General features: G+C 36.8%; 22 protein-coding genes and 1 tRNA gene. 8 read left to right on the forward strand and 15 right to left on the reverse strand.

All coding sequences use genetic code 11. The features are described 5' to 3' along the window. Positions 1-148 precede the first annotated feature (148 nt). Both ACO1O5_RS01810 and recQ read right to left on the reverse strand, forming a co-directional pair. Positions 149-221: transfer RNA gene (locus tag ACO1O5_RS01810), tRNA-Phe, on the reverse strand. Positions 222-304: 83 nt separating this feature from the next. Next, positions 305-2,569 (reverse strand): DNA helicase RecQ, encoded by a 2,265-nt coding sequence (gene recQ / locus ACO1O5_RS01815; protein ID WP_486267906.1) that lies wholly within the window; start codon positions 2,567-2,569, stop codon positions 305-307. 261 nt (positions 2,570-2,830) lie between these two features. Between recQ and ACO1O5_RS01820 the strand changes: the two genes are divergently transcribed. The 4 genes from ACO1O5_RS01820 (at position 2,831) to ACO1O5_RS01835 (ending at position 6,971) form a co-directional block, all read left to right on the forward strand. Further along, a complete protein-coding gene (locus tag ACO1O5_RS01820; protein ID WP_486267908.1) occupies positions 2,831-3,793 on the forward strand; it encodes a KpsF/GutQ family sugar-phosphate isomerase in 963 nt (320 codons plus the stop codon). A 10-nt stretch (positions 3,794-3,803) separates the two neighbouring features. After that, complete coding sequence (locus ACO1O5_RS01825) at positions 3,804-4,886, forward strand: mannose-1-phosphate guanylyltransferase (protein ID WP_486267910.1); 1,083 nt, start codon at positions 3,804-3,806, stop codon at positions 4,884-4,886. 118 nt (positions 4,887-5,004) lie between these two features. Continuing rightward, complete coding sequence (locus tag ACO1O5_RS01830) at positions 5,005-5,772, forward strand: hypothetical protein (protein ID WP_486267912.1); 768 nt, start codon at positions 5,005-5,007, stop codon at positions 5,770-5,772. A gap of 41 nt (positions 5,773-5,813) precedes the next feature. Further along, positions 5,814-6,971 (forward strand): methionine aminotransferase, encoded by a 1,158-nt coding sequence (locus ACO1O5_RS01835; RefSeq protein ID WP_486267914.1) that lies wholly within the window; start codon positions 5,814-5,816, stop codon positions 6,969-6,971. Positions 6,972-6,978: 7 nt separating this feature from the next. Here the strand turns inward: ACO1O5_RS01835 and nadA are convergent, their stop codons facing one another. Next, positions 6,979-7,989, reverse strand: coding sequence for a quinolinate synthase NadA (nadA, locus tag ACO1O5_RS01840; RefSeq protein WP_486267916.1), 1,011 nt, complete (start codon positions 7,987-7,989; stop codon positions 6,979-6,981). A gap of 542 nt (positions 7,990-8,531) precedes the next feature. Between nadA and ACO1O5_RS01845 the strand changes: the two genes are divergently transcribed. Continuing rightward, a complete protein-coding gene (locus tag ACO1O5_RS01845) occupies positions 8,532-10,670 on the forward strand; it encodes a SurA N-terminal domain-containing protein (RefSeq protein WP_486267918.1) in 2,139 nt (712 codons plus the stop codon). Between the two features lie 159 nt (positions 10,671-10,829). Continuing rightward, complete coding sequence (locus tag ACO1O5_RS01850; RefSeq protein ID WP_486267920.1) at positions 10,830-11,339, forward strand: DUF2480 family protein; 510 nt, start codon at positions 10,830-10,832, stop codon at positions 11,337-11,339. On the opposite strand, the gene corA is transcribed toward ACO1O5_RS01850, so the two are convergent. The 6 genes from corA to dnaN form a co-directional block, all read right to left on the reverse strand. Further along, complete coding sequence (corA, locus tag ACO1O5_RS01855) at positions 11,336-12,379, reverse strand: magnesium/cobalt transporter CorA (RefSeq protein WP_486267922.1); 1,044 nt, start codon at positions 12,377-12,379, stop codon at positions 11,336-11,338. The two genes, ACO1O5_RS01850 and corA, sit on opposite strands and share 4 nt — an antisense overlap. Positions 12,380-12,473: 94 nt before the next feature. Next, complete coding sequence (locus ACO1O5_RS01860) at positions 12,474-13,010, reverse strand: YybH family protein (RefSeq protein WP_486267924.1); 537 nt, start codon at positions 13,008-13,010, stop codon at positions 12,474-12,476. A 93-nt stretch (positions 13,011-13,103) separates the two neighbouring features. Next, a complete protein-coding gene (gene kdsB, locus ACO1O5_RS01865; protein ID WP_486267926.1) occupies positions 13,104-13,838 on the reverse strand; it encodes a 3-deoxy-manno-octulosonate cytidylyltransferase in 735 nt (244 codons plus the stop codon). Positions 13,839-13,887: 49 nt separating this feature from the next. Further along, on the reverse strand, positions 13,888-14,331 hold the full coding sequence (locus tag ACO1O5_RS01870; RefSeq protein ID WP_486267928.1) for a putative signal transducing protein: 444 nt from the start codon (positions 14,329-14,331) through the stop codon (positions 13,888-13,890). A 6-nt stretch (positions 14,332-14,337) separates the two neighbouring features. Then, positions 14,338-15,240: a prohibitin family protein gene (locus ACO1O5_RS01875; protein WP_486267930.1), complete on the reverse strand. Its 903-nt coding sequence runs from the start codon at positions 15,238-15,240 to the stop codon at positions 14,338-14,340. 156 nt (positions 15,241-15,396) lie between these two features. Continuing rightward, entirely contained in the window at positions 15,397-16,512 is a 1,116-nt protein-coding gene (dnaN, locus tag ACO1O5_RS01880) for a DNA polymerase III subunit beta (protein ID WP_486267932.1), read from the reverse strand. Between the two features lie 140 nt (positions 16,513-16,652). On the opposite strand from dnaN, the gene ACO1O5_RS01885 reads away from it, so the two are divergent. After that, positions 16,653-17,372: an NYN domain-containing protein gene (locus ACO1O5_RS01885; RefSeq protein ID WP_486267934.1), complete on the forward strand. Its 720-nt coding sequence runs from the start codon at positions 16,653-16,655 to the stop codon at positions 17,370-17,372. A 110-nt stretch (positions 17,373-17,482) separates the two neighbouring features. Here ACO1O5_RS01885 and ACO1O5_RS01890 read toward each other — a convergent pair whose 3' ends face one another. The 6 genes from ACO1O5_RS01890 to ACO1O5_RS01915 form a co-directional block, all read right to left on the reverse strand. After that, positions 17,483-18,082: a DNA-3-methyladenine glycosylase family protein gene (locus tag ACO1O5_RS01890; protein ID WP_486267935.1), complete on the reverse strand. Its 600-nt coding sequence runs from the start codon at positions 18,080-18,082 to the stop codon at positions 17,483-17,485. 31 nt (positions 18,083-18,113) lie between these two features. Next, complete coding sequence (gene cysS / locus ACO1O5_RS01895) at positions 18,114-19,601, reverse strand: cysteine--tRNA ligase (RefSeq protein ID WP_486267936.1); 1,488 nt, start codon at positions 19,599-19,601, stop codon at positions 18,114-18,116. 142 nt (positions 19,602-19,743) lie between these two features. Then, positions 19,744-20,877 (reverse strand): endonuclease/exonuclease/phosphatase family protein, encoded by a 1,134-nt coding sequence (locus tag ACO1O5_RS01900; protein ID WP_486267937.1) that lies wholly within the window; start codon positions 20,875-20,877, stop codon positions 19,744-19,746. Between the two features lie 49 nt (positions 20,878-20,926). Further along, positions 20,927-21,850, reverse strand: a complete 924-nt coding sequence (locus ACO1O5_RS01905) for a rhomboid family intramembrane serine protease (RefSeq protein WP_486267938.1) — start codon at positions 21,848-21,850, stop codon at positions 20,927-20,929. Between the two features lie 78 nt (positions 21,851-21,928). After that, complete coding sequence (locus ACO1O5_RS01910; protein WP_486267939.1) at positions 21,929-22,537, reverse strand: rhomboid family intramembrane serine protease; 609 nt, start codon at positions 22,535-22,537, stop codon at positions 21,929-21,931. Positions 22,538-22,700: 163 nt separating this feature from the next. Further along, positions 22,701-23,939, reverse strand: coding sequence for a glycosyltransferase family 2 protein (locus tag ACO1O5_RS01915; protein ID WP_486267940.1), 1,239 nt, complete (start codon positions 23,937-23,939; stop codon positions 22,701-22,703). A gap of 153 nt (positions 23,940-24,092) precedes the next feature. On the opposite strand from ACO1O5_RS01915, the gene ACO1O5_RS01920 reads away from it, so the two are divergent. Next, on the forward strand, positions 24,093-24,869 hold the full coding sequence (locus ACO1O5_RS01920) for an inositol monophosphatase family protein (RefSeq protein ID WP_486267941.1): 777 nt from the start codon (positions 24,093-24,095) through the stop codon (positions 24,867-24,869). Positions 24,870-24,947: the final 78 nt, after the last annotated feature.

Here is a 24,947-nt window from a genome sequence, read left to right on the forward strand (position 1 = left end):
AATCAACTCCTTTTTATCGTTTAGCATCAGCTTTATTACTGGCAGGTTGCTCTTCAGCAGAGCCCGCTTCCTCTTCAAACTGATACATAAAGTTCAAACCTAAAATCAATAAAATCACCAACTATTTTTGTCCACATTACCCTGAAAGTGGTGTGGGGCGGGATCGAACCGCCGACACAAGGATTTTCAGTCCTTTGCTCTACCGACTGAGCTACCGCACCGATGGGCGGCAAAAATATAAATATTCACCTGAAATAAAAATTCATTTTTAATGAAGGTATAAATATGGAAAAAGAGTGGCCTATTAATTCCCATATTCGCTCAAAAATTTTATCCGCATAATTTTTAACTGTTCAAGTGTATAATTTCCTTCGGATAGTTCTTCTTTTGCTATATCCAGGCTGGACGTTTGGCATCCTTTGAAATAATCTATAATTTCTTCCTGTTCATATTCTTCCACTAACTCTTCAATTGCGTAATCAAGGTTAAGTCTTGTACCGCTCGCTACGATGGTTTCCATTTCCTCCAATAATTCCTCTAGTTTTAAGGTCTTATTTTTAGCGATAGTTTCAAGTGGCATTTTTTTGTCAACATTCTGTATAATGAAAATTTTATTACTATTCTTATTAACAACACTTTTCATTACAAAGTCATCGGGCTTTTCAATATCATTTTCCTCAACATATTTTTCAATAAGATTTACAAAAGGTCTCCCAAATTTCAAAGCTTTTCCCACACTTACCCCTTGGCATTTTTCCAATTCCTTTAAAGTCGTTGGATAAAGAGTTGACATATCTAAAAGGCTGTTTTCAAGAAAAATAACAAAGGGAGGGAGATTCCTTTTCTTTGCCTCCTGCTGGCGCAGGACTTTTAACAACTCAAAAAGTTTTTCGTCTGATGCTACCGTCTCTGTGGCACCCTCGTCTTCGTCATCTTCCCCCACGTCTTCAAAAATGTGATTTAATGCAATTTTAAATGATATGGGCTTTTTCAAAAAGGATTCCCCTTTCGGAGCTAATTTTAAAACACCATAATCCTCGATATCTTTCTTTATAAGATTTTCCAATAGCATTTGCCTTATCAAGGAATTCCAAAAATGTTCGTCTTTTTCTCTTCCTGTTCCAAATACAGGCAATTCATCATGACGATACATCTTGATTTGGGGATTTGCCTTACCCAGAATGACTGGAATAACATATGTAATGGGAAAGCGCTCACCTAGTGCCTTTATGGCTTTCAGTGCAATCAAGGTTTCCGTTTTAGCCTCATGAAACTCTTTCGGATTTTTGCAATTATCGCACATACCGCCACAATTATCGTTGCTATATTCCTCTCCAAAATAACTTAGCAGTATTTTTCTCCGGCATACGGCACTTTCGCAATATGCCACGGTCTCATTAATTAATTGCCCTCCCACTTCTCTTTCAGACAAAGATTTATCACGCATCAGGTGTTCCAGTTTAGACACATCCTTATGCGAATAATAAAGTATACATTTTCCTTCCAAACCATCTCTTCCTGCACGACCTGTTTCCTGGTAATAATTCTCTATCGATTTTGGAATATTATAGTGAATTACAAACCTAACGTCAGGCTTGTCTATACCCATACCAAATGCTATAGTGGCGACAATTACCTGAACATCTTCGCCCAGAAACTGGTCTTGCCGGGCTGACCTCAGTTTAGAATCGAGCCCCGCATGGTAAGCTACCGCCTTTATTCCATTTGCCATAAGTGTCTGAGCGAGTTCCTCGGTAGTCTTCCTGTTCAATGTATAAATAATCCCACTCTTTCCTTTGTTATGAGAAATAAATTTCACGATACTTTTAATTACCTGATCCTTTTTTAATTTTGGCTGTACTTCATAATATAGATTTGGCCTGTTAAAGGATGAGATAAAAATATTGGGATCGCGTAATCCAAGATTCTTCACAATATCGCTTTGCACCTTCGGCGTGGCTGTAGCTGTAAGAGCAATAACTGGTATTTTTTTGTCTATTTCATCCATAATTTCCCTAAGCCTTCTGTATTCGGGCCTGAAATCATGTCCCCATTCACTGATGCAATGGGCCTCGTCTACGGCAAAAAAAGAAATTTCCAGATCCTTAAAAAACTCAACATTCTCTTCCTTTGTAAGCGTCTCAGGCGCTACGTACAACATTTTTGTTTTACCAGACGTAAGGTCATCTTTAACAACTTTTTGTTGACCCTTATTTAAGGTGCTGTTTAAAAAGTGAGCAATATGATCGGTACTACTGTAACCTCTTACCAAGTCAACCTGGTTTTTCATAAGTGCGATAAGAGGAGAAACAATTATTGCACAACCTTTACTAATTATTGCAGGTAACTGGTAGCAAAGGCTCTTTCCTCCGCCGGTTGGCATTATTACAAAAGTATCCTTACCAGCTAAAAGACTATTGATTATTGCTTCCTGTGGTTCTTTAAACGCATCGAACCCAAAATTTTGTTGAAGATGATCGGAGAGGTTTTCAGATTCCTGGCTTTTTGCGCTTTTCCCGGTAGATTTCTTTGTAGGTGTTTTTTGCGGTTTAATTTTACTTGTAGGCATGGTATTCTTTTCTCAAAGTAGGTTTTTTAAAGGATTCCAAAGTTAATCTAATTGATTTTTAAAAGAATTAATAAAAGGAAGATTTCACTTTTATAACCTTTCTTTATAAAAAATATATTATAGTTAAGTTACGAAGAAAAATATTAGCAAGTCTAAATCATTTTACTTTGCCCAACCAACCAATTAAAGTAGGTTTACACGCATAAAAATGTCTCAAATATTGTCTATCAGTTTAAATGAAATTTTTCATAACTATTTAGAATGAAAAATAAAATAATTGCAACCGCAAAAAAAACAATCGATATCGAAGCCCAATCAATAAGCGATCTTTCTGGATTGTTAGATAGCGATTTTGAAAAAGCCATAACAGCTATTCATAAGTGTGATGGCAGGCTTGTTATAAGCGGAATTGGTAAAAGTGCAATAATTGCTCAAAAAATTGTCGCAACCCTTAACAGTACAGGCACTCCTTCAGCTTTTCTTCACGCGGCAGATGCTATTCACGGTGACGTTGGCATGGTACAGCAAAATGATATTGTAATGATTATCAGTAAAAGTGGGGAAAGTCCGGAGATTAAAGTGTTGGTACCAATTATAAAAAACTTTAAAAATATTATTATTGGCATGTGTGGAAATATGCAAAGCTACCTTGTGAAGTGTGCAGACATTATTTTAAATACTACTGTGTCTGAGGAAGCTTGCCCTAATAATCTTGCGCCTACAACTAGTACGACAGCACAAATGGTAATGGGAGATGTTATTGCCATTTGCCTTATGGAATTAAAAGGATTTAGCACTGAAGATTTTGCTAAATTTCACCCTGGAGGAACACTTGGCAAGAAACTTTATTTGCGTGTAACCGATCTTATCACCAATAATGAAAAACCTGCGGTAAAAGAAGGGAGCCCGTTAAAAGATGTTATAATAGAAATGACAAAGAATCGCTTAGGGGCAACCGTGATTTTAGACGATCGCGATTCTGTTTCGGGTATTATAACTGATGGTGATTTGAGGAGAATGCTCGAAAAAAATTTCGTTACGGCACATGTGATCGCAAAAGATATAATGACCAGGAATCCCCAAACTATTGAAAGTACAGAGCTCGCTATCGATGCACTTGATATGATGCGCAAAAAAAATATTACCCAACTAATAGTAATTGAGAAGAACCACTATGCAGGTATTGTACATTTGCACGATCTTATTAGGGAAGGAATAATTTAAACTCCAAAAAATGAATGAAAATAACTTTGTGGCAATAATGGCTGGTGGCATTGGCAGCCGTTTCTGGCCAGTAAGCCGCCTCGACAACCCCAAGCAATTTCTTGATTTGTTAAATGTTGGTAAAACATTAATACAATCGACCTTCGAAAGGTTTGCGAAATACATCCCAAATGAAAATATTTACGTAGTAACTTCTTCTCAATACAAAGAAATTGTTGAAAAGCAATTACCACAGCTGAAACAGGAAAATATTCTATGTGAACCATCACGTAAAAATACCGGCCCTTGTATTGCCTACATTTCTTACAAGCTTCATCAATTAAATCCAAAAAGTAACTTGATATGTGCGCCCGCCGACCATCTTGTTCTTGACGACACTTCATTTAGAAAAGTTAGTCTTGAAGCACTAGAGTTTACTGAAAAAAATAATGCACTTATTACCCTTGGCATAAAACCCCTTTCGCCAAACACCGGCTATGGATATATACAACATGAGCAATATGCCGTAAGTGATAATGTTTATAAGGTAAAAACCTTTACTGAGAAACCAGACAGTGAGCTTGCTAAAAAATTTCTGATTAGCGGTGATTTTTTATGGAATGCTGGAATTTTTGCCTGGCGTACCGAAAGCATCATAAAAGCGTTTGAAAAATACCTCCCAGAAATACATGAAATTTTTGATAGTGCAAAAAAGGAACTTGTTACTTCCGGCGAACAGGCTGTTATTGATTTGATTTATCCGCAATGCGTTAATATCTCAATTGACTATGGTATTTTGGAAAAAGCAGACAATGTTTATGTTATTCCGTCAGAATTTGGTTGGAGCGATCTCGGAACCTGGGGAAGTGCGTATGAAAATCTTAAAAAAGATTCTCTCGGAAACGCATTTTCGGGCGATAATGTAATATTTTTCGATTCATCAAAAAATATGGTACATTCCGCCAGCAACAAACTTCTGGTGCTGCAAGGACTTGAAGATTTTATTGTTGTTGATACCGATGATGTGTTATTAGTTTGCAAGAAGGAAAAAGAGCAACACATAAAAGAATATGTTGCAGAAATAAAAAGAAGCAAAGGAGATAAATATCTGTAAGAATTCCTGAATGGCATCGAATTACGGCGACAAAATAGGTAAATGCAACCTCAAAATAATAATTTCGTAGGTTTCGCGTTCTTCTTCTGTCTTGAGATTTTGTTAACAACAGATGCACATGAAGATTTTAACCCTGTTACTGGCCGTGTTGCTTTTTCTGCCGCTTCTTTTCAATATTTCCCTGGAAAAGAAACCCGAATATAATAGGAAGGAATTATTTGATCCTTCCTTATCCGGTATAAATTCAGTTCAAAAACTGGTTGCTTATTCGGATAGTATTGCAAATGTCAACCATATAAAACCAGGCTCTTTGGGATATGGTGTTTTAGTTGCCTCTATTTTAAGAAAGCGCTTTTACCATGGTTTCTCGAGTTATACGTTACAACAAAATTGGCTTGCGGTAATCGGCCAACTTTTCTTAGGTCGAGGACTAGCCGCACCCGTAGATCCTGATGAAATTCTCAGGTATCCCTACGCCGGATGCTCCCAGCAAGCGATTGTTATCATGAGTGTAATGAAAGAAAAAAAAGTTCCTTATAGGAGTGTAGGTTTTCCTCATCACTATGCTACAGAACTTTGTTTTAAGAACAATTGGTATTTTTTTGACCCAAATATGGAACCTAAAATAGAAGAAAAGGAAAGAAAAGAAAAGTATTGGAAAGGCTCCGCGGACTCTCTTAAAAAATTCTATAATGGAGATTCTAAATACCTAAATTGGACATTCGGTAATTCCGTGCCCGTTATTTTTGGAATCCCAAATGCGGATCCGGCTCCGCGTGCTTATCTTTTTCAAGACGTTACTAAGTATCTTTCGCAATTTATCTGGATTATTCCCCTATTCTTTTTTGTATATCAATCTAAAACAAACCTTGCTTTTCGAAAATAAGTAATGTATACTTTTGATTAATCTTAATCAATTATATACTCTTGAATAATCTTTCTGTCAGAAGCAAACTTCCCAATACAGGGCAAACTATCTTTTCGGTTATGAGCTCCCTTGCTGTAAAGCATAATGCTATTAATCTTGGCCAGGGTTTCCCGGATTTTCCAATGAATGAAGGTTTAATTGATTTGGTTTATAAAGCAATGAAAAATGGTTATAATCAATATGTCCACATGAACGGTCTGTTAACATTACGGGAAAGTATAGCCGAAAAAGTTCATTTTCTTTACAAAAAAATTTTAAATCCCGAAACAGAGATTACCATAACACCCGGCGGCACTTACGCAATCTATACTGCACTTACATCTGTATTGCAGCCAGGAGATGAGGTAATTGTATTTGAGCCAGCATACGATAGCTATATTCCCAATATCGAGATCAACGGTGCAAACGCAATAAGGATTCCTCTTTCATATCCTTACTATAAAATTGATTGGAAAGTGGTTAAAGAAAAAATCACCCACGCGACAAGAATGATCATTATTAATTCTCCTAATAATCCCACAGGCAATATTCTTGATGCGAGTGATATGTCGCAACTGCAAAACATCGTGTCAGGAACGAAAATATTAATTATGAGTGACGAGGTTTATGAACATATTGTTTTCGACGGGCTACAACATGAAAGTATTTTAAAATATCCGGATCTATATGAACGCAGTTTTATTTCATTTTCTTTTGGGAAAGTATATAACTGCACTGGATGGAAAATCGGTTACTGTATTGCTCCGGATTATTTAATGAAAGAATTTAGAAAAGTACACCAGTTTAATTGTTTTAGCTGTCATTCTCCTGTTCAATTTGCTCTGGCTGAATTTTTAAAAATAAAAAATGTTTACCTTGGATTAGCAAGTTCTTTACAAAAGAAAAGAGATTTCTTTCATAATTTAATGAAGAGCACAAAGTTTACACCACTTGCTTCGTATGGAAGTTACTTTCAACTATATAATTATTCGGCTATTAGTAACGAAAAAGAAAATGACTTTGCAATAAAACTTACTGAGCAAGCCGGAGTTGCCACAATACCCCTATCATCTTTTTATAAAAAATCTAATGATGATAAGGTTTTAAGATTCTGCTTTGCGAAAAAAGAAAGTACTTTGAGTGAAGCAGTGCAACGACTTAGTATTTTCACTAACTGAATGAATTCTACAATCCGTACTTCTTGCTTATTTCAAGCATCCTCTCAATCGGTTTTTTAGAAGCTATCAATAACTCCTCATCCATTATTATCTGCGGTTCTTCATATTCCATACATAAGTATAATTTCTCCAGCGTGTTTAATTTCATATAAGGACAATCGTTGCAAGCACACATATTATCGGGGGGAGCTGGGATAAAAGTTTTACCTGGCGACTTAATTTGCATTTGATGTAGGATACCCGTCTCCGTTACAACTATAAATTCCCGGGCCTCGTTTTCAATGCTATATTTTAAAAGTGCAGTTGTGCTGCCAATGAAATCTGCAATTCTCAAGACGGGCTCTTCGCATTCAGGATGTGCTATTATTTTTGCTTTAGGGTGTCTGATCTTAAGTTTCGTAATTTTTTCAAGACTAAATATTTCATGGACTATGCAGGATCCGTTCCATAAAATCATGTCTCTTCCGGTTTTCTTTTTCAAATAGGCCCCCAAATTTTTATCAGGTGCAAATATTATCTTTTGATCTTTAGGTAAACTTTCAATAATTGCCTGGGCATTAGAAGATGTGCATATAATATCGCTAAGCGCCTTAATACCTGCAGAACAATTAATGTAGCTAATAACAACGTGGTCCGGGTATTGGTCTTTGAATTTTTTAAAAAGTTCAGGTGGCGCAGAATCAGCTAGAGAACAACCCGCTTTCAAATCTGGTAATAAGACTTTTTTATGCGGGTTCAAAATTTTTGCTGTTTCGGCCATAAAATGCACCCCGGCGAAAACAATTATATCAGCATTTGTGGATTGTGCCTTTTGTGCAAGGCCAAGGCTATCGCCAATAAAATCTGCAACGTCCTGTATATCCGGTTCCTGGTAGTAGTGAGCAAGTATAATCGCATTTTTTTCTTTTTTTAGTCTTTCAATTTCTGCAAACAAGTCCAAGTTAACATCAATATCAATATCGAGAAAACCTTTTTTCTCTAAATTACTTTTTGCCGCCTCAATGTGTATATCTGCCATAGTATTTAATATTAATACATTATTTATTTAATAGCTTATTACTATTATGTATGTGAATTTGTGGATACTAAGTATTTCCTTATTGATGCAAAATTAAATGATATGTTTTATCCACATCATTACACAAAAACTTAACAGTATTCTTTAACATATGGTAGCGTGTTTAACGCCTTTATAAACATAAGTAGATAAAAATTGATGAGGATAAAAAAATGTGTCACGTCACACAATATTTTTGTGAACGGGCCCGTGGGAAAATGTTCGTTTTTATTTTTAACAGTACCTTTTGCCAAAAAACCATTTTCTTTTCTTTTTTTATAAAGATTGATTTTTCTGTACACGTGCGTTTATCAACAGCAAATGAAATTTTCGCACAGGCATTTGTTGATAATATTATTGTTATAATTCACTTAATGCATTTTTAATATTTTCTTTCCTCCAAATGTCTTGTGTATCCTGTTTTATATGAGTTTTCCACAGTTTGTTCCTAAGTTATTTTACACTATTTTTGCCGTCCATTTAAAATTAAGAGAACAAAATCTATGTCAATAATTCAGACAATTCGTGAGAGAGGGGCTGTTATCGTAATAGCAATAATTGCGCTTAGCCTTATTGGTTTTATATTAATGGATTCAAGAAGTGGCACCGGTAAGTTATTTGGAGGCGGAAATACAACCACTATTGGTATTGTTAATGGTGATAAGATTGAAATGTCCGACTTTGATGACAAGGTTAAGGAAATGGAACAGCAATACCAAAATAATGGGTCGGCTGCACCCACAGACCAAATAAGGCAATCCACATGGGATCAAATGGTGGCCGAAAAAATAGTTACCGGTCAATTTGACGATTTGGGCATTACTTTCACGCCAAAGGAAATGAGTTCCATTATGTTCAGCGACGATGCGCCACAACAATTGAAACAAGCTTTCACCAACAAGGAAACCGGCCAATATGATATAGTCCAGGCCCAGCAGTGGTGGGCACAAACAAGGAAATCAAAAAATGAGGAGCAAAGAAAAGCAATCAATTCGCAGGTGATCGAACCAATGCGGTTAAATAACTTGTATACAAAGTATACTTCAATGATCGCTGGCAGCATTTATATTCCTGGTTGGCTTTCAAAGGTCCAGGAAGCGCAAAAAAGCAATTTTGCCAATATTTCCTACGTGGCAATTCCTTATAGTTTAATTAACGACAGTACGGTTAAAGTAACGGATGATGATATTGAAAGCTATGTTAGTAAAAACAAATTAAAATTTAAACAGGATGGAGGGTTGATCATATCTTATGTTTCTTTCAGCGCTTCGGCAAATAGCAAAGATAGTGGTGCTATCAAAAAATCACTTGAAGATTTAAAGCCCCAGTTTAAATCAGATTCAAATGCCAGTGCCTTTCTGGCCAGGAACTCTTCGGCTATGACTTACTTTGACGGGTATACGCCAAAATCAAAACTTCAAATGCCATTTAAAGATTCAATAATTGCTTTGCAGGATGGGGGCGTTTTTGGCCCTTATCTTGATTCGAAAGACTATGTTCTTGCAAAGAAGGTTTCAACAAAAATCCTACCCGACAGCATTAAATGCCGCCATATATTAATTGGGACTGTTGACCAGCAGAACGGACAACCGACAACTCCGGATAGCACAGCTCACAAATTGGCAGACAGCATTGCAATTGCAATTAAGAATGGTGCTAATTTCGATTCGCTTGAGGCGAGATATAGTACCGACCAGGCTGCTCATAAAGATAAAGGCGTAATGACCTTTGATCTCAATACAATTCAAAGCGAAGGGTTTGCAAAAGAATTTGGCGATTTTTTATTGAATGAAAAAGGAGAAACAAAGAAGGTAGTAAAAACACAATTTGGCTGGCACTATATTGAAATACTGGACAAGAAGAATCTGGAACCAGCCTATAAAATTGCCTATATGGCAAAAGAAATAGTGCCAAGTGACGAAACGATTAATGATGCAAATGCTGCCGCGAACAAGCTTTACAGTCAGGCAAGAGACAAACAGGCGTTCGATAATTATGTTGCTAAAAACGGATTAAAAGAGATTACGGTACCAACAACAGTAAAAGAAAATGATTTTCAGTTGGGCGGTTTGCAAGATGCGAGGCAAATTGTAAGATGGGCTTTTGGTGCTAAAGAAGGAGAGGTTTCCGAACCGTTTTCAATTAAAGACGATTTTATAGTGGCAATTGTTGACAGGAAGGTAAAAGAAGGAACACCCGATGTAAAAACTGCCAGGCCAATGGTTGAATCAACGATAAGAAATATTAAAAAAGCAGACGAGATAAAAAGTAAACTGAATAACCCAACGACGTTGGACGCAGCGGCTAAAGTTTATAACCAACAAGTATTAACCACCGGCGCAGACTCAACGCTTACTTTTGATGCGCAGATTATTAATGGAGTAGGGAATGAACCAAAAGTTGCCGGAGCCGCCTTTGATAAAGAATATCAGGCAAAAGTTTCGCCTCCAATACCTGGTAATACAGGAGTGTTTGTAATAAAAGTAAACAGTATTGCTGCCAAGGCGCCGGCCACACCCGAAATGCTTGCTCAACAAAAAGCAGCTGAAATAAACCGTGCATCACAATCAGCGCTTGGCCAGTCTTTTGCCGCATTAAAGAAAATGGCGACTATAAAAGATTATAGAAATAAATTCTTTTAAAATAATTTTCAATTAAAACGAAAGCCATCTGCGAGGTGGCTTTTTTGTTTTTATAGACCCTCAAAAAAGAAGTTTCCTTGATTACGGAATATGGCGATGAATTGTTAAGCTCTTATTCATAAATAATGATGTTCGTAACTTTACATTAATAGGAAAATTATGGAAGAAGAAATTGTAAATAAAGTAGCCCAAAGCTCGTTGGAAACAATAGACCTTGAAAAATTTTTCCCGGAAGGAGATAGTATTGTTTTTGATTTGAAAGATTACTTATTTATGGAACTCATCCTGAGAGAAAAAGATTACAGGGAGAGTTTAAAGAAAAATGACTGGTCTGTTTATATAAATAAAAACGTTTGCATAACGTGTTCGGCAGACGCGATAATTCCGCTGTGGGCCTATATGCTTGCCGTGAGTTATTTACAACCGGTGGCGAAAGATGTAATAGTAGGTAATGAATCTTTCATGCAAGAGGTTCTTTTTTTAAAGAATCTTAAAAAGATTGACATAAAAGATTTTGAAGGAAAGAGAGTTGTAATAAAAGGTTGTGGCGAAAAAGAAATACCCGCTTCTATTTATGCGGAGGTTACTAAATTATTAATGCCGGTTGCACAAAGTATAATGTACGGCGAACCTTGCAGCACCGTTCCTGTTTATAAAAAAAGAAATTAAAACCATCCCCTTTTTCTAAATATTATTATCATCCACACAGGAATCAGGAGCATAAAACCTACGGCAATAAAGAACCCATAATCATTGTGGATCCATGGAATTTTATTAAAATTCATTCCAAAAATTCCACCGATTACGGTAGCAGGAGCCAGTAAACAAGTCACAACCGCCATTACTTTCATTACCTCATTCATTTTTAAATTTACTTTACTCAGGTAAAGGTCCTGCAGGTTGATCATCATATCGCGATAGTTCTCTGCAAGGTCATTTGCCTGCACTATATGGTCATAAACATCTTTAAAATAATTTTCTGTTTTTGTTTCTATAAGTTCACTTTCGCTGCGCAAAATTCCATTTACGAGATCTCTCACCGGTGCTACGTTTCTTTTTAAAACAATCATTTCTTTTCGAATGGTATTTATTTGCGCAAGAGAGCGGGTGTCGGCCCGGCGGATAATATCTTCTTCAAGCGCCTCAATTTCCTCCCCGAGTTTTTCCATTACAATAAAATAATTATCAACGATCATGTCGATAAGACTATAAAATAAAAAGTCTGCACCATTTTGCCTGATCTTACTTCCCACAATCCGAAGCTTATCACGCAAAGGATTAAAAACATCTTTTGACGCGTCTTCCTGGAAACTTAAAACAAAATTTTTGCCAAGGAGAATGCTTATTTGTTCAGCCTCAACATATTTCTCTTCTTTATTAAAATATAACATACTTAACAAGCAGTAAACCATCCCATTTATTTCATCAACTTTTGGTCGCTGTCCAATACTTAAAATATCTTCTGCAATAAGCGGATGGATATTAAAGTGAGCACACATATCATTCACATCTTTTTTTCTAAGCCCATCAATATTTATCCAGCTCACATTTTTTGTTTCCAGGTACTGGTAGGTTTCGGATGGAGTTCTAAAATATTTCTCACTTAATGAATCTTTATTGAAGTCATATACACAAACCTTGGTAGTTTCAGCGTCCTTTCTAAATGTCTCCACAGTGGGATTTACCTGCAGCACTTTTTTCGTGCGCATCAGGTCCAGGGGATATTTTATTAGGGATAAGTATTTACCAGGCTTTAATAAGTTTTTTATTGGCTTTTTAGTCATATCTGTAAAAAAATTTCGTTTAATGATTTCCGTTAGACCGGTTACTAACAGCAGATTTTTTTAAAGATGCAGAATCGGGCAAATCGGTGGTCCATATATCGCGAAACATTTTCCAGTTGCCGGCCTCCTGTTTCCAAAGAACAATATATTTTCCTTTGTCGATACTTTTTCCACTACTATCAGACAATGCATAAGTTCCTTCTTCAGCCACGATACTGCTATCCCCGGAAATCAGATTTGTTGTAAGCTTAATTTTCTTCAATCCATCTTTCATCGATTCGCTAAAAAAATGCATAATATTATTTCTACCTACTATTGAGGGCATGTGGGCTGCCATAGCTTTAGCATCGCTTGTATAGCACGCTGCAACACCGATGGAATCGCCAGCTTTAAATGCTTTCATAAAATTCTGATTACTTTGCGTGATTGATGCTTCCGCCTGCTTTATATCAAAAGCCGAAGCAGATTTTTCAATGCTTATTTTATCGTTCTCATTACAAGAAATTAATAATGCAATTATCGCTGTTGAAAAAATGAATTTTAAATTAGCTATCATAGGCATTAATATACGTTTAAGGTTTTGAAAACTACAATAATTTTGCCTAAGATTGAGAATGCTGTGGAATTAACGGTTGAACCGCATTTTTTTCTAAATAGAAGCTATTAGTTTTTTAGCCTTCCGCAAATCTTCAGGAGTATCTATAGAAACCGGAGATTCGTTGGTGAGTACCATTTTAATTTTAACACCGTTTTCGAGATAACGAAGTTGCTCTAGTTTTTCGCTTGCTTCCATTGGAGTTGGTTTCCACATGGTAAAGTTCATCAATGCGTCTTTACGGTAAGCATAAATGCCAATGTGCTTATAATAAGTAACCTTTGCAGTCTTATCTCTTCTAAACGGAATAACACTTCTGCTAAACATTAGTGCGTTTGAAAATTTGTCGATAACTACTTTAACTGTATTGGGAGTAATAATTAAATCCTCGTCATGTATTTCATGCATCAAGGAAGCTACTTGTACATGATGATGGTGATCACTGGTGAAAACAGCTAAGAGATCCTGGAGCGGTTGCTTTTTTACAAAAGGTTCATCGCCCTGGACATTCACAATCACATCTACATCAATATCGGCAGCAGCTTCGGCAATGCGTTCGCTCCCGCTTTCATGCTGACCCCGGCTCATCAATGCATATCCTCCATTTTCTACAATTTCATTAAAAATAATATGGCTGTCAGTTACAACTATCACTTCATCAAACAATAAAGTGGCAACGGTATTTTCATACGTATGTCGTATAATAGTTCTATCGCCGAGCATTTGCATAAGCTTACCGGGAAAACGGGTAGCTTCATAACGTGCAGGAATAAGCGCAATTGATTTCATAATAAATAGTTACACAGCAACGCGAAACAAAATGGGATTTCAAAAAAAGTTAATTTAGATTTTCGGATTCAAATGTACCGGAATCTGAAATTAAAGGCTCGGGTAACGTGCTGCTCTCATATCCACAATTGCTGCATTTATAAACGTTTTCTGCAGAAACGGCATAACTCGAAAAAATCCAACTTAAAATAGCCGTAACCATATTAGAGGTGTTTCTTTTTGGAACGAGTTCTATTTTATGAGAACCGCATTTTGGGCAAACCGCTTTTTGCATGTAATCTTCATCGAACTGCCGTAGAATTTTAAGAACTTCCTCTGAGTCTTCTTTTTTCACTACTAATTTAATACCCCCAACAGCGTAGGTCAATATTGGATCCATTGTTACGGTATTTTCATCTTTTAAATAACATTCTATGCCGCCATTTCTCAATTTAATGAGCAACAAATTGGCGGAAATATGATTACTAAAAGTTCTTACGGTTACTAATTCCATAGAAATTTATTTTCCGTCGATAATCACCGGAGTGTTACCTTTTCCCATCATTACTATTTTTGCATTCGTGCTTAAAGCCAATTCTTTGATAGCCTGTATCTGCTCATATTGTAACTGGTTATCTGTAAGGCCTGTATTAATTATGCGTTGATAATCGGCAATGCCCTGCGCCTCGACTCTTTTCCTTTCTGCTTCCTGTTTTTCTTTTTGCAGAACAAATTCCATTTTTTTTGCATCTTGCTCTGCATTTATTTTTGATTCAATAGACGCCTTCACAGAATTAGGCAATGTAATATTTCTTATTAATAACTGTTCCAGTAATAGACCTCGTTGCCTGAAATTATCTTCAATGCTTTTATAAATTCTTTGTTGAAATTCATCTCTTTTGTTACTAAATAATTCGATAGCCTGGTAATAAACAGCATTATCCCTGATTTTTGTACGGGTTAAAGGACGCACAATTTTATCTTTAAAATCTGGCCCGGTCTCGCTTAATAATTTAGGAGCCTCACTTCCAATTACCCTGTATAAAACTGTAAGGTCAATCGTCACTTCCAATCCATCACTGGCAAGTACTTTAATGGCATCATCGCCAGCCTTGTCGCCCTCATCATTAACGCCGCTCATGGTATAATTCTGCGTTTTAATATCTACTCTTTGAATGTCTAGAAGTGGGTTTACGAAATGCAATCCGCTACTTAAAACATCCGGTTGCACCTTGCCAAATAAAACCTTCACGCCTGTTTCGCCTACATTTATTTGAACAATACAGGCTACAAGAATTCCTATGGCAATAAAAGACAAGCCGAGAATTCTGCCGAGACCTTTGTACTTGTAAAACTCAGGGTTAGTTTTAACAATAATACTTGTTATTATAAAAAGAAGAATTCCGAGGACGATCCAGATCATGTTAGTTGGGTTTAATTGAAGAATCATTAAAAATACTGAAATACTTTCTGCACGAAGGTTTAAATATTATGTCCCAGGGAAGAAGTAAAATCAGGTGAATGCCGGAATGCAAAGACAAAAAGCTACAGGCAGCGTGTAAGTTTCAGAATAGCATTTTTAGCTATTAAGCATCAGCGGCATCACGAGCATCAACAGAACTTCGTCTTCAGTTTTTTCGGAAGGTTTAATAATGCCCGCTTTTGTGGGAGTGCTTAATTCTATAATAATTTCTTCCGAGTCGGTTGCATTCAGCATTTCAATTAAAAACTTGGCATTGAAAGCTATTTGAAGATCTTCGCCATCGTATTGGCAGGTCATGCGTTCGTTGCCTTCAAAACTAAAATCGATGTCTTGTGCGGCAAGTTGCAACTCGCTCCCGGTAATGGTTAGCGCTACCTGGTTAGTACTTTTATTACTAAATACACTCACTCTTCTCAATGCGTTTTGAAAATCATTTCTATTAACGGTAAGCTTATAAGGATTGTCTGTGGGGATAACAACTTTATAATCCGGGAACCTTGCATCTATAAGGCGACACACGAGTTCTGTTCCGCCATGTTTTACGAATAAATGATTTTTATTGTAAGAAATTTCCAGTCCATCATCGTTTGATGGAAGCGCTCCTTTTAATAGATTTAAAGGCTTCTTCGGAACAATGAATGTATCTGTTTTGGGGCAGGAAACATCAAGCCTTGTAAAACGAACCAAACGGTGAGCATCTGTTGCAACGCAAGTGATCCCTTTATCGGAAAGCTCAAAGAAAACGCCAGTCATCGCAGGCCTCAGGTCATCATTACTAACAGCAAAAAGGCATTTATTAATTGCGGTAACCAAAGCAGCAGAAGGCATGGTGAAGGCATTGGTTGTATCTGCCACGGGTTCTTTCGGAAAATTGTCAGGATTTTCACCCATCACTTTATACTTGCCATTATCGCTTGTAATTTCAACACCAAAATTTTTATCAATATTAAAAGTGAGCGGCTGCTCAGGAATATTTTTGAGAGAGTCTAATAATATTTTTGAAGGAATACAAACTTTACCGCTGTCTTTTGCTTCAATATCCATGTTTATTTTCATTACCGTTTCAAGGTCAGTAGCCACTACGGTAAGTTTATTCTTTTCAATTTCAAACAAAAAATCTTCAAGAATAGGCAAAACCGTATTTGCATTTATAACGCCACTTATTTGCTGAAGGTGTTTTAATAACTGTGTTGAGGAAACGATAAACTTCATATAACATGTTTAGTAATGCCAAAGATAAAATATTCGCATTAATGAAATCAAGATAGGAAAATTAAATTGAAATGAGCTTAATAAAACCGGCCAAACTGTGTTATGGGCGTTTAATCATAAATTTGTGTCAATATAAAATTATGGATATAAAAAATCAAAAGATTGCCTTGCTGGTAGATGGGGATAATGCACAGGCTAAAATGATGGACCTCGTTTTAGAAGAAGCGTCCAAGTATGGAAAGGTTACCATACGTCGGGTTTATGGCGATTGGACTACCCAGCATATGAATCATTGGAAAGGCCTGTTGAATGAAATGGCGTTTAACCCGATTCAAAAATTCTCTTATACCACAGGAAAAAATTCAACAGACAGCGCATTAATTATCGATGCCATGGACATTTTGCATGATAATTTGGTGGATGGATTTTGTATAGTGTCAAGCGACAGTGATTATACAGGCCTGGCAAAGCGCATACGCGAAGATGGAATATTCGTTATGGGAATTGGTGAACAAAAAACGCCAAATGCTTTTGTGAAATCATGCGAGATTTTTACTTACGTGGAGAACCTTGAACCTAAAGCGGAAAAGCCAGAAAAGCAGGAAGCCGAAAAGAAACACAAAGAAAAAGCTTCTGTTGATATCAAACTGATCAATAAGGCTTACGATATGAGCATAAACGAAAGTAATGAAGCATATATTTCAACTCTTGGTATTAACCTCAGAAAGTTAGACCCGAGTTTTGATGTGCGTACGTATGGATGCAAAACGCTTACACAATTTTTTTCGAAACTTCGCAATTTTGTCGTAGTAGATAATGTTGTAAACGGGTTAAACAATCCGTTAGTAAAAAAGAAGTAAAGCTTCCCTACCCCTGGAGGAGGGTTTGATCAAATTTTTTCGCAGTAAATGAACAAAGAGCCTAAATTATATTGTTTCTCTGAACCCTGCCCTGGAGAGCAAAGAGGCCACTACTCTCCATCTTTCCAGCCCCATAAATACCGGCTCGCATAGGTGCGATAAGGAGACCATTTAAGCGATATCTTCTCAATTTTTTCCCTCAATAATTTCTTATCAGTTTCTTTTAGCTTGTATAATTTGATAACACTTTGCCTGAGACCAAGATCATCATGAGCAAAAATATCTTCCCTGCCCAACGTAAACATTAATATCATTTCTACCGTCCATTTGCCCACACCTTTAATTTGAGTCAGTAAATCAAACACTTCTTCATTACTCATTTTATGTAAGCGGGCGTCGGTTATTTTATTTTCTATAAAAAAGCGGCAAACATTATGAACATAAGAAGCTTTTGCATTTGAAAAACCGATGCTGCGAAAAACTGTAGCCGGTGTATCTAAAATTTGTTGGGCAGTCGGTTCTTTGCCTCCAAATAAATCAAGAAAACGTTTGTATAGAACATCCGCAACTTTTGTACTTAGTTGCTGGCTCAAAATAGAAGAACATAAATTCAGGTAAACTTTATTTCTCCTTTTTAAGGCAAAAGGCTGTTGCGAATCAATAATCTTTTTTAGTTTTTTATCTTTTGACAAATGAATAATATGCTCCATAGATATGTAGAATGTATTTTATAATTCCTTATCAAATCGGGTTCCAGCTAATGCCGCCATCCTTTTCGTCTTTCATTTCAATCCCCAATTCAGCAAGCTGCTTCCTTATTTTATCCGAAGTAGAAAAATCTTTTTTGGACCTCGCCTCTTTTCTTATATCTGCCAATAATTGCATAACACCATTAAGGGTTTCATTATTTTGAGAAAGAGATTGCAACCCAAGAATATGTTCAATATAATTTGTAAAACCATCTTTCATACGGCTAAGCGTAGCCGAAGAAATTGATTTTTTTTCGATTATTCCATCTTTCAAAGAATTGATAACAGGAACTATTTCAAACATGTTGGCCAAAACCTTCGCCGTATTAAAATCATCGTTCATAAAATCGTCAAATTCATCTATAAGCTTGTTTATCTTTTCATCCAGTTCCGCGTCGGACGGCAGATTAGAATTGTTATCCTCCAGTTTCTTTAAAATTTCATAGGCATCCCACAACCTTTTTAAACCTTTTTCTGCGGCCACTAATGCTTCGCTGCTAAAATCAAGCGTACTCCTGTAATGCGTTTGTAAAATAAAAAAACGTATCGTCATCGGGTTGAAGGCTTGCGTTAACAGTGGATGATTGCCACTAAACATCTCGGTAAGTTTTATAACATTGTTATAGCTCTTACCCATTTTCTTCCCGTTGATCGTTATCATGTTATTGTGCATCCAATATTTTGCAGGTTCTACATGATTGCAGATCCAGCTTTGGGCAATCTCACTTTCATGGTGTGGAAACTGAAGGTCCATTCCACCCCCGTGAATATCGAACCTGGCGCCTAAATATTTTGTTGCCATAGCAGAGCACTCAATATGCCAGCCGGGGAAACCTTCACCCCAAGGGCTTTTCCAGCGCATAACATGTTGCGGCGGAGCAGATTTCCATAAAGCAAAATCAGCTTTGTTTCTTTTTTCGTCCTGGCCTTCCAACATCCGGGTTGTTTCCAAAAGATCATCAATAATGCGCCCGCTGAGCTCTCCATAATTATGAATTTCGGCGTATTTCTTTACATCAAAATAAACAGAACCATTTACGGCATAGGCATAGCCGGCTTCAATAATTTTTTCAATCATGTTTATCTGCTCTACAATGTGCCCTGTGGCGGTTGGTTCAATATTAGGGTCCAGCGTGTTAAATTGTTTCATGGCCCAATGAAAGAGATTTGTGTATTTCTGCACCAACTCCATTGGTTCCACTTTTTCAAGCACTGCTTTTTTTGATATTTTATCTTCGGCCTCCCTCCCTTCTTCTTCAAAATGGCCGGCATCAGTTATGTTACGAACATATCTTACTTTATAACCAAGATGGGTTAAATATCTTACAACAACATCGAAGGTGATATAAGGCCTGGCATGCCCCAAATGGCTTTCCCCACTAACGGTGGGACCGCAAACGTACATGCCAACATGCGGTGGCGTTATGGGCTTGAAGGTTTCTTTTTGCCGGGTTAGTGAGTTGTATAATTTGAGCGACATAAAAATCTCTTGTATTTAAAAAAACGGACAATATGTTTTTTGGAGGTGTTAACGGCAAAGGTATACCGAATGCCCTATGAGCAACAGGTACAACAATAAAAAAGGTAAGAAAATTGAGTATTCATTTCGATAAAGATAAAAATTATTTGGTGTTTTGTGGAGGAATTAAATCAGCTATTATCGGGAAATGATCGCTGAGCAATTTTTTGACTCTTGTAAACTGAGTTACAGCAAAAGCTTTATCCATAAAAATATTATCGATACGCAGCGTAGGAGATATCGTGCTGAATGTTCTTGCGATTCCGAAACCCTTTTCTACAAAGGCGTTTTGAAGGCCAGCGCCAATTGTTTCGTAAGCATACGAATTGGGCACGTCATTAAAATCGCCGCAAAGAACTACAGGGTAAGGGCTGTGATCCAATTCGTCTTTAATAAAATTTGCCTGGATAGATCTCTTGATAAACCCCTTTTTTATTTTTGAAATGATGCTTTTTGATTCTGTTATATTGCTATCGCTGTTAATGCTGGCATTGTCGAGATAGCTCAGGTTTGATTGGGTAAATTTTAATGATTGTAGATGAATATTAAATACCCGAATGGTATCGTTTCCGGCAAGAACATCAATGTACTGGAATGTAGCGTTATAATCATTGGGATAATTAACTACAGTTTGTTTATTAATAATAGGCAATTTCGAAAATATAATTCTGCCGAAATGATGGTCTTTATCAAAATCGTCCCGGATGCTATAGGAATAAAAATAATCTACGAATCTTAAGGCTTTTTTTATGTCTGGAAAATAGTTAATGCCTTTCTTCTTATCACCAGCCACCACTTCCTGGAAACAAGCAATATCAGGATCGTATTCGTTTATCAGGTCAAACATCTCCTTTTTTACTTCAGGATGTTCTTTATGATGAAGAATATTAAATTGCTCAACATTCCAGCTCATTACACGAATGCTTCCCGGTTTTTTCTTCATTGTAAAAGAAGAAGAAAAATTGAGGGGAAAGATGTTGATGACGGCCTGCCATCCCGCAACAATAGTAATGGCTGAAACGATGCTCCACCATGATTTTTTAAACAGCCAGAATATGAGAAAGAAAAAGAGCCCTACTAAAAGATATGCAAGAATAAAAGTGAACAATCCCAAAAACCACCAACGGGCGGGATTAAAATATTTTACGTAAGCACCAGCAAGAAATAATATTGCGATGAGAAGGTTGGTAACAATAAAAATTTTTTTTGCAAACCTGCGCAGAAATGGTTTTTCCATTTACATAAATAACACTTTAATAAGATGAGTTGAAAACAATAAGCAGTTATCAAAAATCAGCCTCCCCCGCCCTTTTTAAAATATTTTTCTCTTCCTCGGATAATAAATGAAATCCTTTTTGATTAATCTTGTCAAGAATTTCATCGATTCGTTGCTGGGTAATGATCGAGTGTTTTTCAAAAGGTTTTTGGTTACCGGTTTTATAAAACATTTTTTCCCGGGTTTTTTGGGGAGTCAATATTTTTTTATCAGGATTGCACAGATCCATGAACCAATTATAAAATTTAATCATCCAACCCCCCCAATCGTGCCCACGGCGAAGAGCAACAATAAAAAAGAACCCAATGAGGCCTCCGGCAAAATGTGCCAAATGTTGTGCAGGTGCACCGGTTCCAATACTGGCAAAATCTAGTACGACAAATAAAATTGTAAGCACCCAAAGGGGGATACCGCCATTCAACATTCGAAAAATGCGATAATCGGGAGCAAGGGCCGTTGTCGCAATTGCTATTGCCATAACAGAAGCACTGGCTCCTTCAAAAAAAGGGAAATTACTTGGCGGGAAAGCATAACTGGTGGCTATAAAAACAAGGGCTCCCGCCAGGCCACCATATAAATAGATCGGAATTAGTTTTTTATTACCCGACATATCCTGCAAAATGGAACCAAAAGCCCACAACCAAAGCATGTTCGTGAATGCAACAATAAATTGCGTATGCACAAACATATAAGTTAAGACCGTCCACGGATTCCGTGCGAGACCAGCGAGTTTTGCCGGTAATATAAACCAGGGCAAAATATGAGTGTAGAAAGCCGTGCTTGCAGGATCAACAATCTTATAAATAATTTTAATTAAACCGGGAATAATCAGCCCAATTGCATTTATGCTGATAAGGGCGATGAGCGCATTGTTGTCTTCACCAAGGGTTATTTTTTTAACTCGACGGTCAATATATCTTTCGGATTCTCCCATTTTGTTCTATTCTGTTTTATAAGGGAAAGGGATATAAAATTACCAATTTCCTTCCAGTTAAAGACGCCTGCTAAAAATTTAATAAAACCTTTTCTTATCGGTTTGGTTCCAGATGATTACTAAAATGAGGCCCATCGCCAGGCCTCCTATATGCGCAAAATGTGCCACATTATCTCCTCCGGCAAATCCGCCAAAGAGGTCGAAGGCTGCAAAAATAGCCGCCATATATTTTGCCTTAATGGGAAAAGGGAATGGAATAATAAAAAATTCAGTGTTAGGAAACGTATAAGCAAAGGCTCCGAGAAGTCCCATAATTGCGCCCGATGCGCCAATGGCGGGACCTCCGGGCACAAAAAACATTTCTGCTAAACCTGCGGCAAGTCCACAAACAAAATAAAAAATAAAAAACTTTTTTGGCCCCCAGATTCGTTCCAATACTGCCCCAAAGAGCCACAGCGCATACATATTGAATAATATATGCATGAACCCGCCGTGTAAAAACATGTGCGTAACCAATTGATAAGGCTCAAAACGTGGATCGTTATAAGAATAAAGGCCAAATCTGCCCGTAAGATTGAAGGTGTCATCAAAAACCAATTGAGCTACAAAAACAATAACATTAATGATAATAAGGTTTAAAACAACCGGTGGAATTTTTTGAGACGGTCTGTAATTATTATATGCCATTCATTATTTTGTTTAGCGTGCAAATTTCGGAAATAGTTATTGGAAATTTAAAATTGATAATGATATTAACACATTAACCCTAATACGAACAGAAAAAATCTATAATTGTTGCAGACTTTAATCGCTAAAATAGTATTCAGCTGCCAACGGGGTCGCCTATACGCTATCTATTTTCTTTCGAAATAAAAATCCCTGCTTCGTTTCTATTGGAACTACTAATTAACGAATGCAGCGTTGCAACATAAAAAATAATGTCAATACCGTTTGGAATGTAAGGCAGCGTCGAAATAATTTGCTTAAAAGAGAGTTGGCCCTCACAGAAAATAATTTCCTTCGCATTTTTTGCTGATAGAACTTCAACTATTTTATTCAAAGACCCGGTGTTATTAGCTCTGGCGATCTCGTCTCCTGAAATGCGGCCAACGGCGCTTCTATTTATTCCGCATGTTTGAAACAGAGTTGCAACCTCTTTGAAATCTTCCTCTGATCCGGCGATAATTGATTCAGTTATTTCATTATTTACGTGTGGCATCCTGGGTTTTCCAAGGCTAAAAAAACGTGCAGTAGCAGATAAACCTGCTCTGAAAAAAATACCAACATGTATAAAAAAATTAAACAAACCCGCTGTAGTTCCTCCATAATGTTTTTTTACAAAAACACTCATGGCCTTGTAAAACATCTTTACATAATTAAGACTTCCCTTCCTGGTACTTTCACCTTTGAAATGAATCACACAGGTTTCGGCAAAATAAAAATTTGTATAACCGGCTTTTTGAATGCGGTAGCTTATGTCAATATCTTCACCATACATAAAAAAGCTTTCATCGAAGCCCCCAATTTGGTCTATAATTATTTTGGGAACCATAATGAAAGCTCCTGCCAATACATCAACTTCGTGATTTTTATTTTCATCGAGATAACCAAGATGGTATTTTGAAAAGGTCTTTGACTTGGGAAAAATCTTTGAAAGTCCGGTTAACTTATACAAAGAAGTCATTGGTGCAGGAAACGCCCTCTTACTTTCTTTCAGGAACCTGCCGGAGCCATCAATCATTTTGACACCACAAGCTGCTAAATTTTTTTTTGACCGGAGGAACGCAATACATTTTTCAAAACAATCTTCGGAAACAATTGTGTCGGGATTAAGAAAAAGTATATAATCTCCGGAGGCTTGCAGCAGTGCTTTATTATTGGCTTTTGCAAAACCTTCATTTGTTGTGTTCCAAATAAAATTTACTCCTGGATAACTATTTTGGAAAAAATCTTTGCTTCCATCTGTTGAGTTATTATCAACAACAAATATTTCTCCATCAATATTTTTTAAGGCTTTTACAACCGAGTAAAGACAATACTCAAGGAAATACTTTACGTTATAATTTACTATGATTACCGAGAGTAGCAAGATTAATGAATAGTTAGGTGGTTAAAGGGTGAGTGTTAAAAATTGTAAAAAATCTGGCCATAAATTAATATAGATGTCGATGCGGAGAGTCAGCATTTAAACGATAAATCAATTAATGCCGCAAAATAAATAAACATTTATAATCTTTGCGGAATGTATAAACAAACTCTTATAGAAGCAACAGAAGCCGGAGCGAAGGAATTAATGCGATTCTTTAACGGCACATTTACTATCAGTAACAAAGAAGGAATCAATAATTTAGTGACTGAAGCAGACCACGCTGCCGATAAAGCAATCCAGGCAGTGATAAAAAAGGCCTTTCCTGAGCATGGAATTGTGAGTGAAGAAACTGCAGAAAAAATTACGGCAAGTGAATTTAAATGGATTGTTGATCCGATCGACGGTACGGTTAATTTTGCTAATGGTATTCCTATATGTTGTGTCAGCATCGGCCTGGAGCAAAATGAAAAAATGATTATGGGTGCAGTTTACAATCCTATATTTAAAGAATTTTATTTTGCAGAAAGAGGACAAGGCGCAACATTAAATGATAAAAAAATTACAGTTAGTAATAAAACGGAAGTACTAAGGAGTTGCCTGGTTACCGGGTTTCCATATACTTATTTAGATCAACCCAACGGTCCGTTACAGGTTTTTGAAAGATTAATAAGAAAAGGAATTCCTGTTCGCAGACTCGGCAGTGCGGCCATCGATCTTTGCTGGGTTGCAGCCGGCCGCTTCGATGGATTTTATGAACACCAGTTGAATGCCTGGGACAGCGCCGCTGGTTTTATCATCGTTGAAGAGGCGGGCGGAAAGGTGACAGATTTAAAAGGAGATACATATTCTCCCTACCAGCCCGGAATTATTGCAACAAATGGAATAATTCATGATGAACTGATAGAATGGGTGCAGGGAAGAGTTAGTTAGGATGTGAATCTCTAATATTGTACGGTGTATAATGTTTGATGTACGATGTGTGAGAAGATTTCGGTCCATAGTTATCCT

The organism is Ginsengibacter sp. (assembly GCF_057362405.1).

Coding starts and splice junctions, on each gene's coding strand:
- recQ (WP_486267906.1), bottom strand. CDS start 2,569: ATGCCTACAAGTAAAATTAAACCGCAAAAAACACCTACAAAGAAATCT.
- ACO1O5_RS01820 (WP_486267908.1), top strand. CDS start 2,831: ATGAAAAATAAAATAATTGCAACCGCAAAAAAAACAATCGATATCGAA.
- ACO1O5_RS01825 (WP_486267910.1), top strand. CDS start 3,804: ATGAATGAAAATAACTTTGTGGCAATAATGGCTGGTGGCATTGGCAGC.
- ACO1O5_RS01830 (WP_486267912.1), top strand. CDS start 5,005: ATGAAGATTTTAACCCTGTTACTGGCCGTGTTGCTTTTTCTGCCGCTT.
- nadA (WP_486267916.1), bottom strand. CDS start 7,989: ATGGCAGATATACACATTGAGGCGGCAAAAAGTAATTTAGAGAAAAAA.
- ACO1O5_RS01845 (WP_486267918.1), top strand. CDS start 8,532: ATGTCAATAATTCAGACAATTCGTGAGAGAGGGGCTGTTATCGTAATA.
- ACO1O5_RS01850 (WP_486267920.1), top strand. CDS start 10,830: ATGGAAGAAGAAATTGTAAATAAAGTAGCCCAAAGCTCGTTGGAAACA.
- corA (WP_486267922.1), bottom strand. CDS start 12,379: ATGCGCACGAAAAAAGTGCTGCAGGTAAATCCCACTGTGGAGACATTT.
- ACO1O5_RS01860 (WP_486267924.1), bottom strand. CDS start 13,010: ATGATAGCTAATTTAAAATTCATTTTTTCAACAGCGATAATTGCATTA.
- kdsB (WP_486267926.1), bottom strand. CDS start 13,838: ATGAAATCAATTGCGCTTATTCCTGCACGTTATGAAGCTACCCGTTTT.
- ACO1O5_RS01870 (WP_486267928.1), bottom strand. CDS start 14,331: ATGGAATTAGTAACCGTAAGAACTTTTAGTAATCATATTTCCGCCAAT.
- ACO1O5_RS01875 (WP_486267930.1), bottom strand. CDS start 15,240: ATGATCTGGATCGTCCTCGGAATTCTTCTTTTTATAATAACAAGTATT.
- dnaN (WP_486267932.1), bottom strand. CDS start 16,512: ATGAAGTTTATCGTTTCCTCAACACAGTTATTAAAACACCTTCAGCAA.
- ACO1O5_RS01885 (WP_486267934.1), top strand. CDS start 16,653: ATGGATATAAAAAATCAAAAGATTGCCTTGCTGGTAGATGGGGATAAT.
- ACO1O5_RS01890 (WP_486267935.1), bottom strand. CDS start 18,082: ATGGAGCATATTATTCATTTGTCAAAAGATAAAAAACTAAAAAAGATT.
- cysS (WP_486267936.1), bottom strand. CDS start 19,601: ATGTCGCTCAAATTATACAACTCACTAACCCGGCAAAAAGAAACCTTC.
- ACO1O5_RS01900 (WP_486267937.1), bottom strand. CDS start 20,877: ATGGAAAAACCATTTCTGCGCAGGTTTGCAAAAAAAATTTTTATTGTT.
- ACO1O5_RS01905 (WP_486267938.1), bottom strand. CDS start 21,850: ATGGGAGAATCCGAAAGATATATTGACCGTCGAGTTAAAAAAATAACC.
- ACO1O5_RS01910 (WP_486267939.1), bottom strand. CDS start 22,537: ATGGCATATAATAATTACAGACCGTCTCAAAAAATTCCACCGGTTGTT.
- ACO1O5_RS01920 (WP_486267941.1), top strand. CDS start 24,093: ATGTATAAACAAACTCTTATAGAAGCAACAGAAGCCGGAGCGAAGGAA.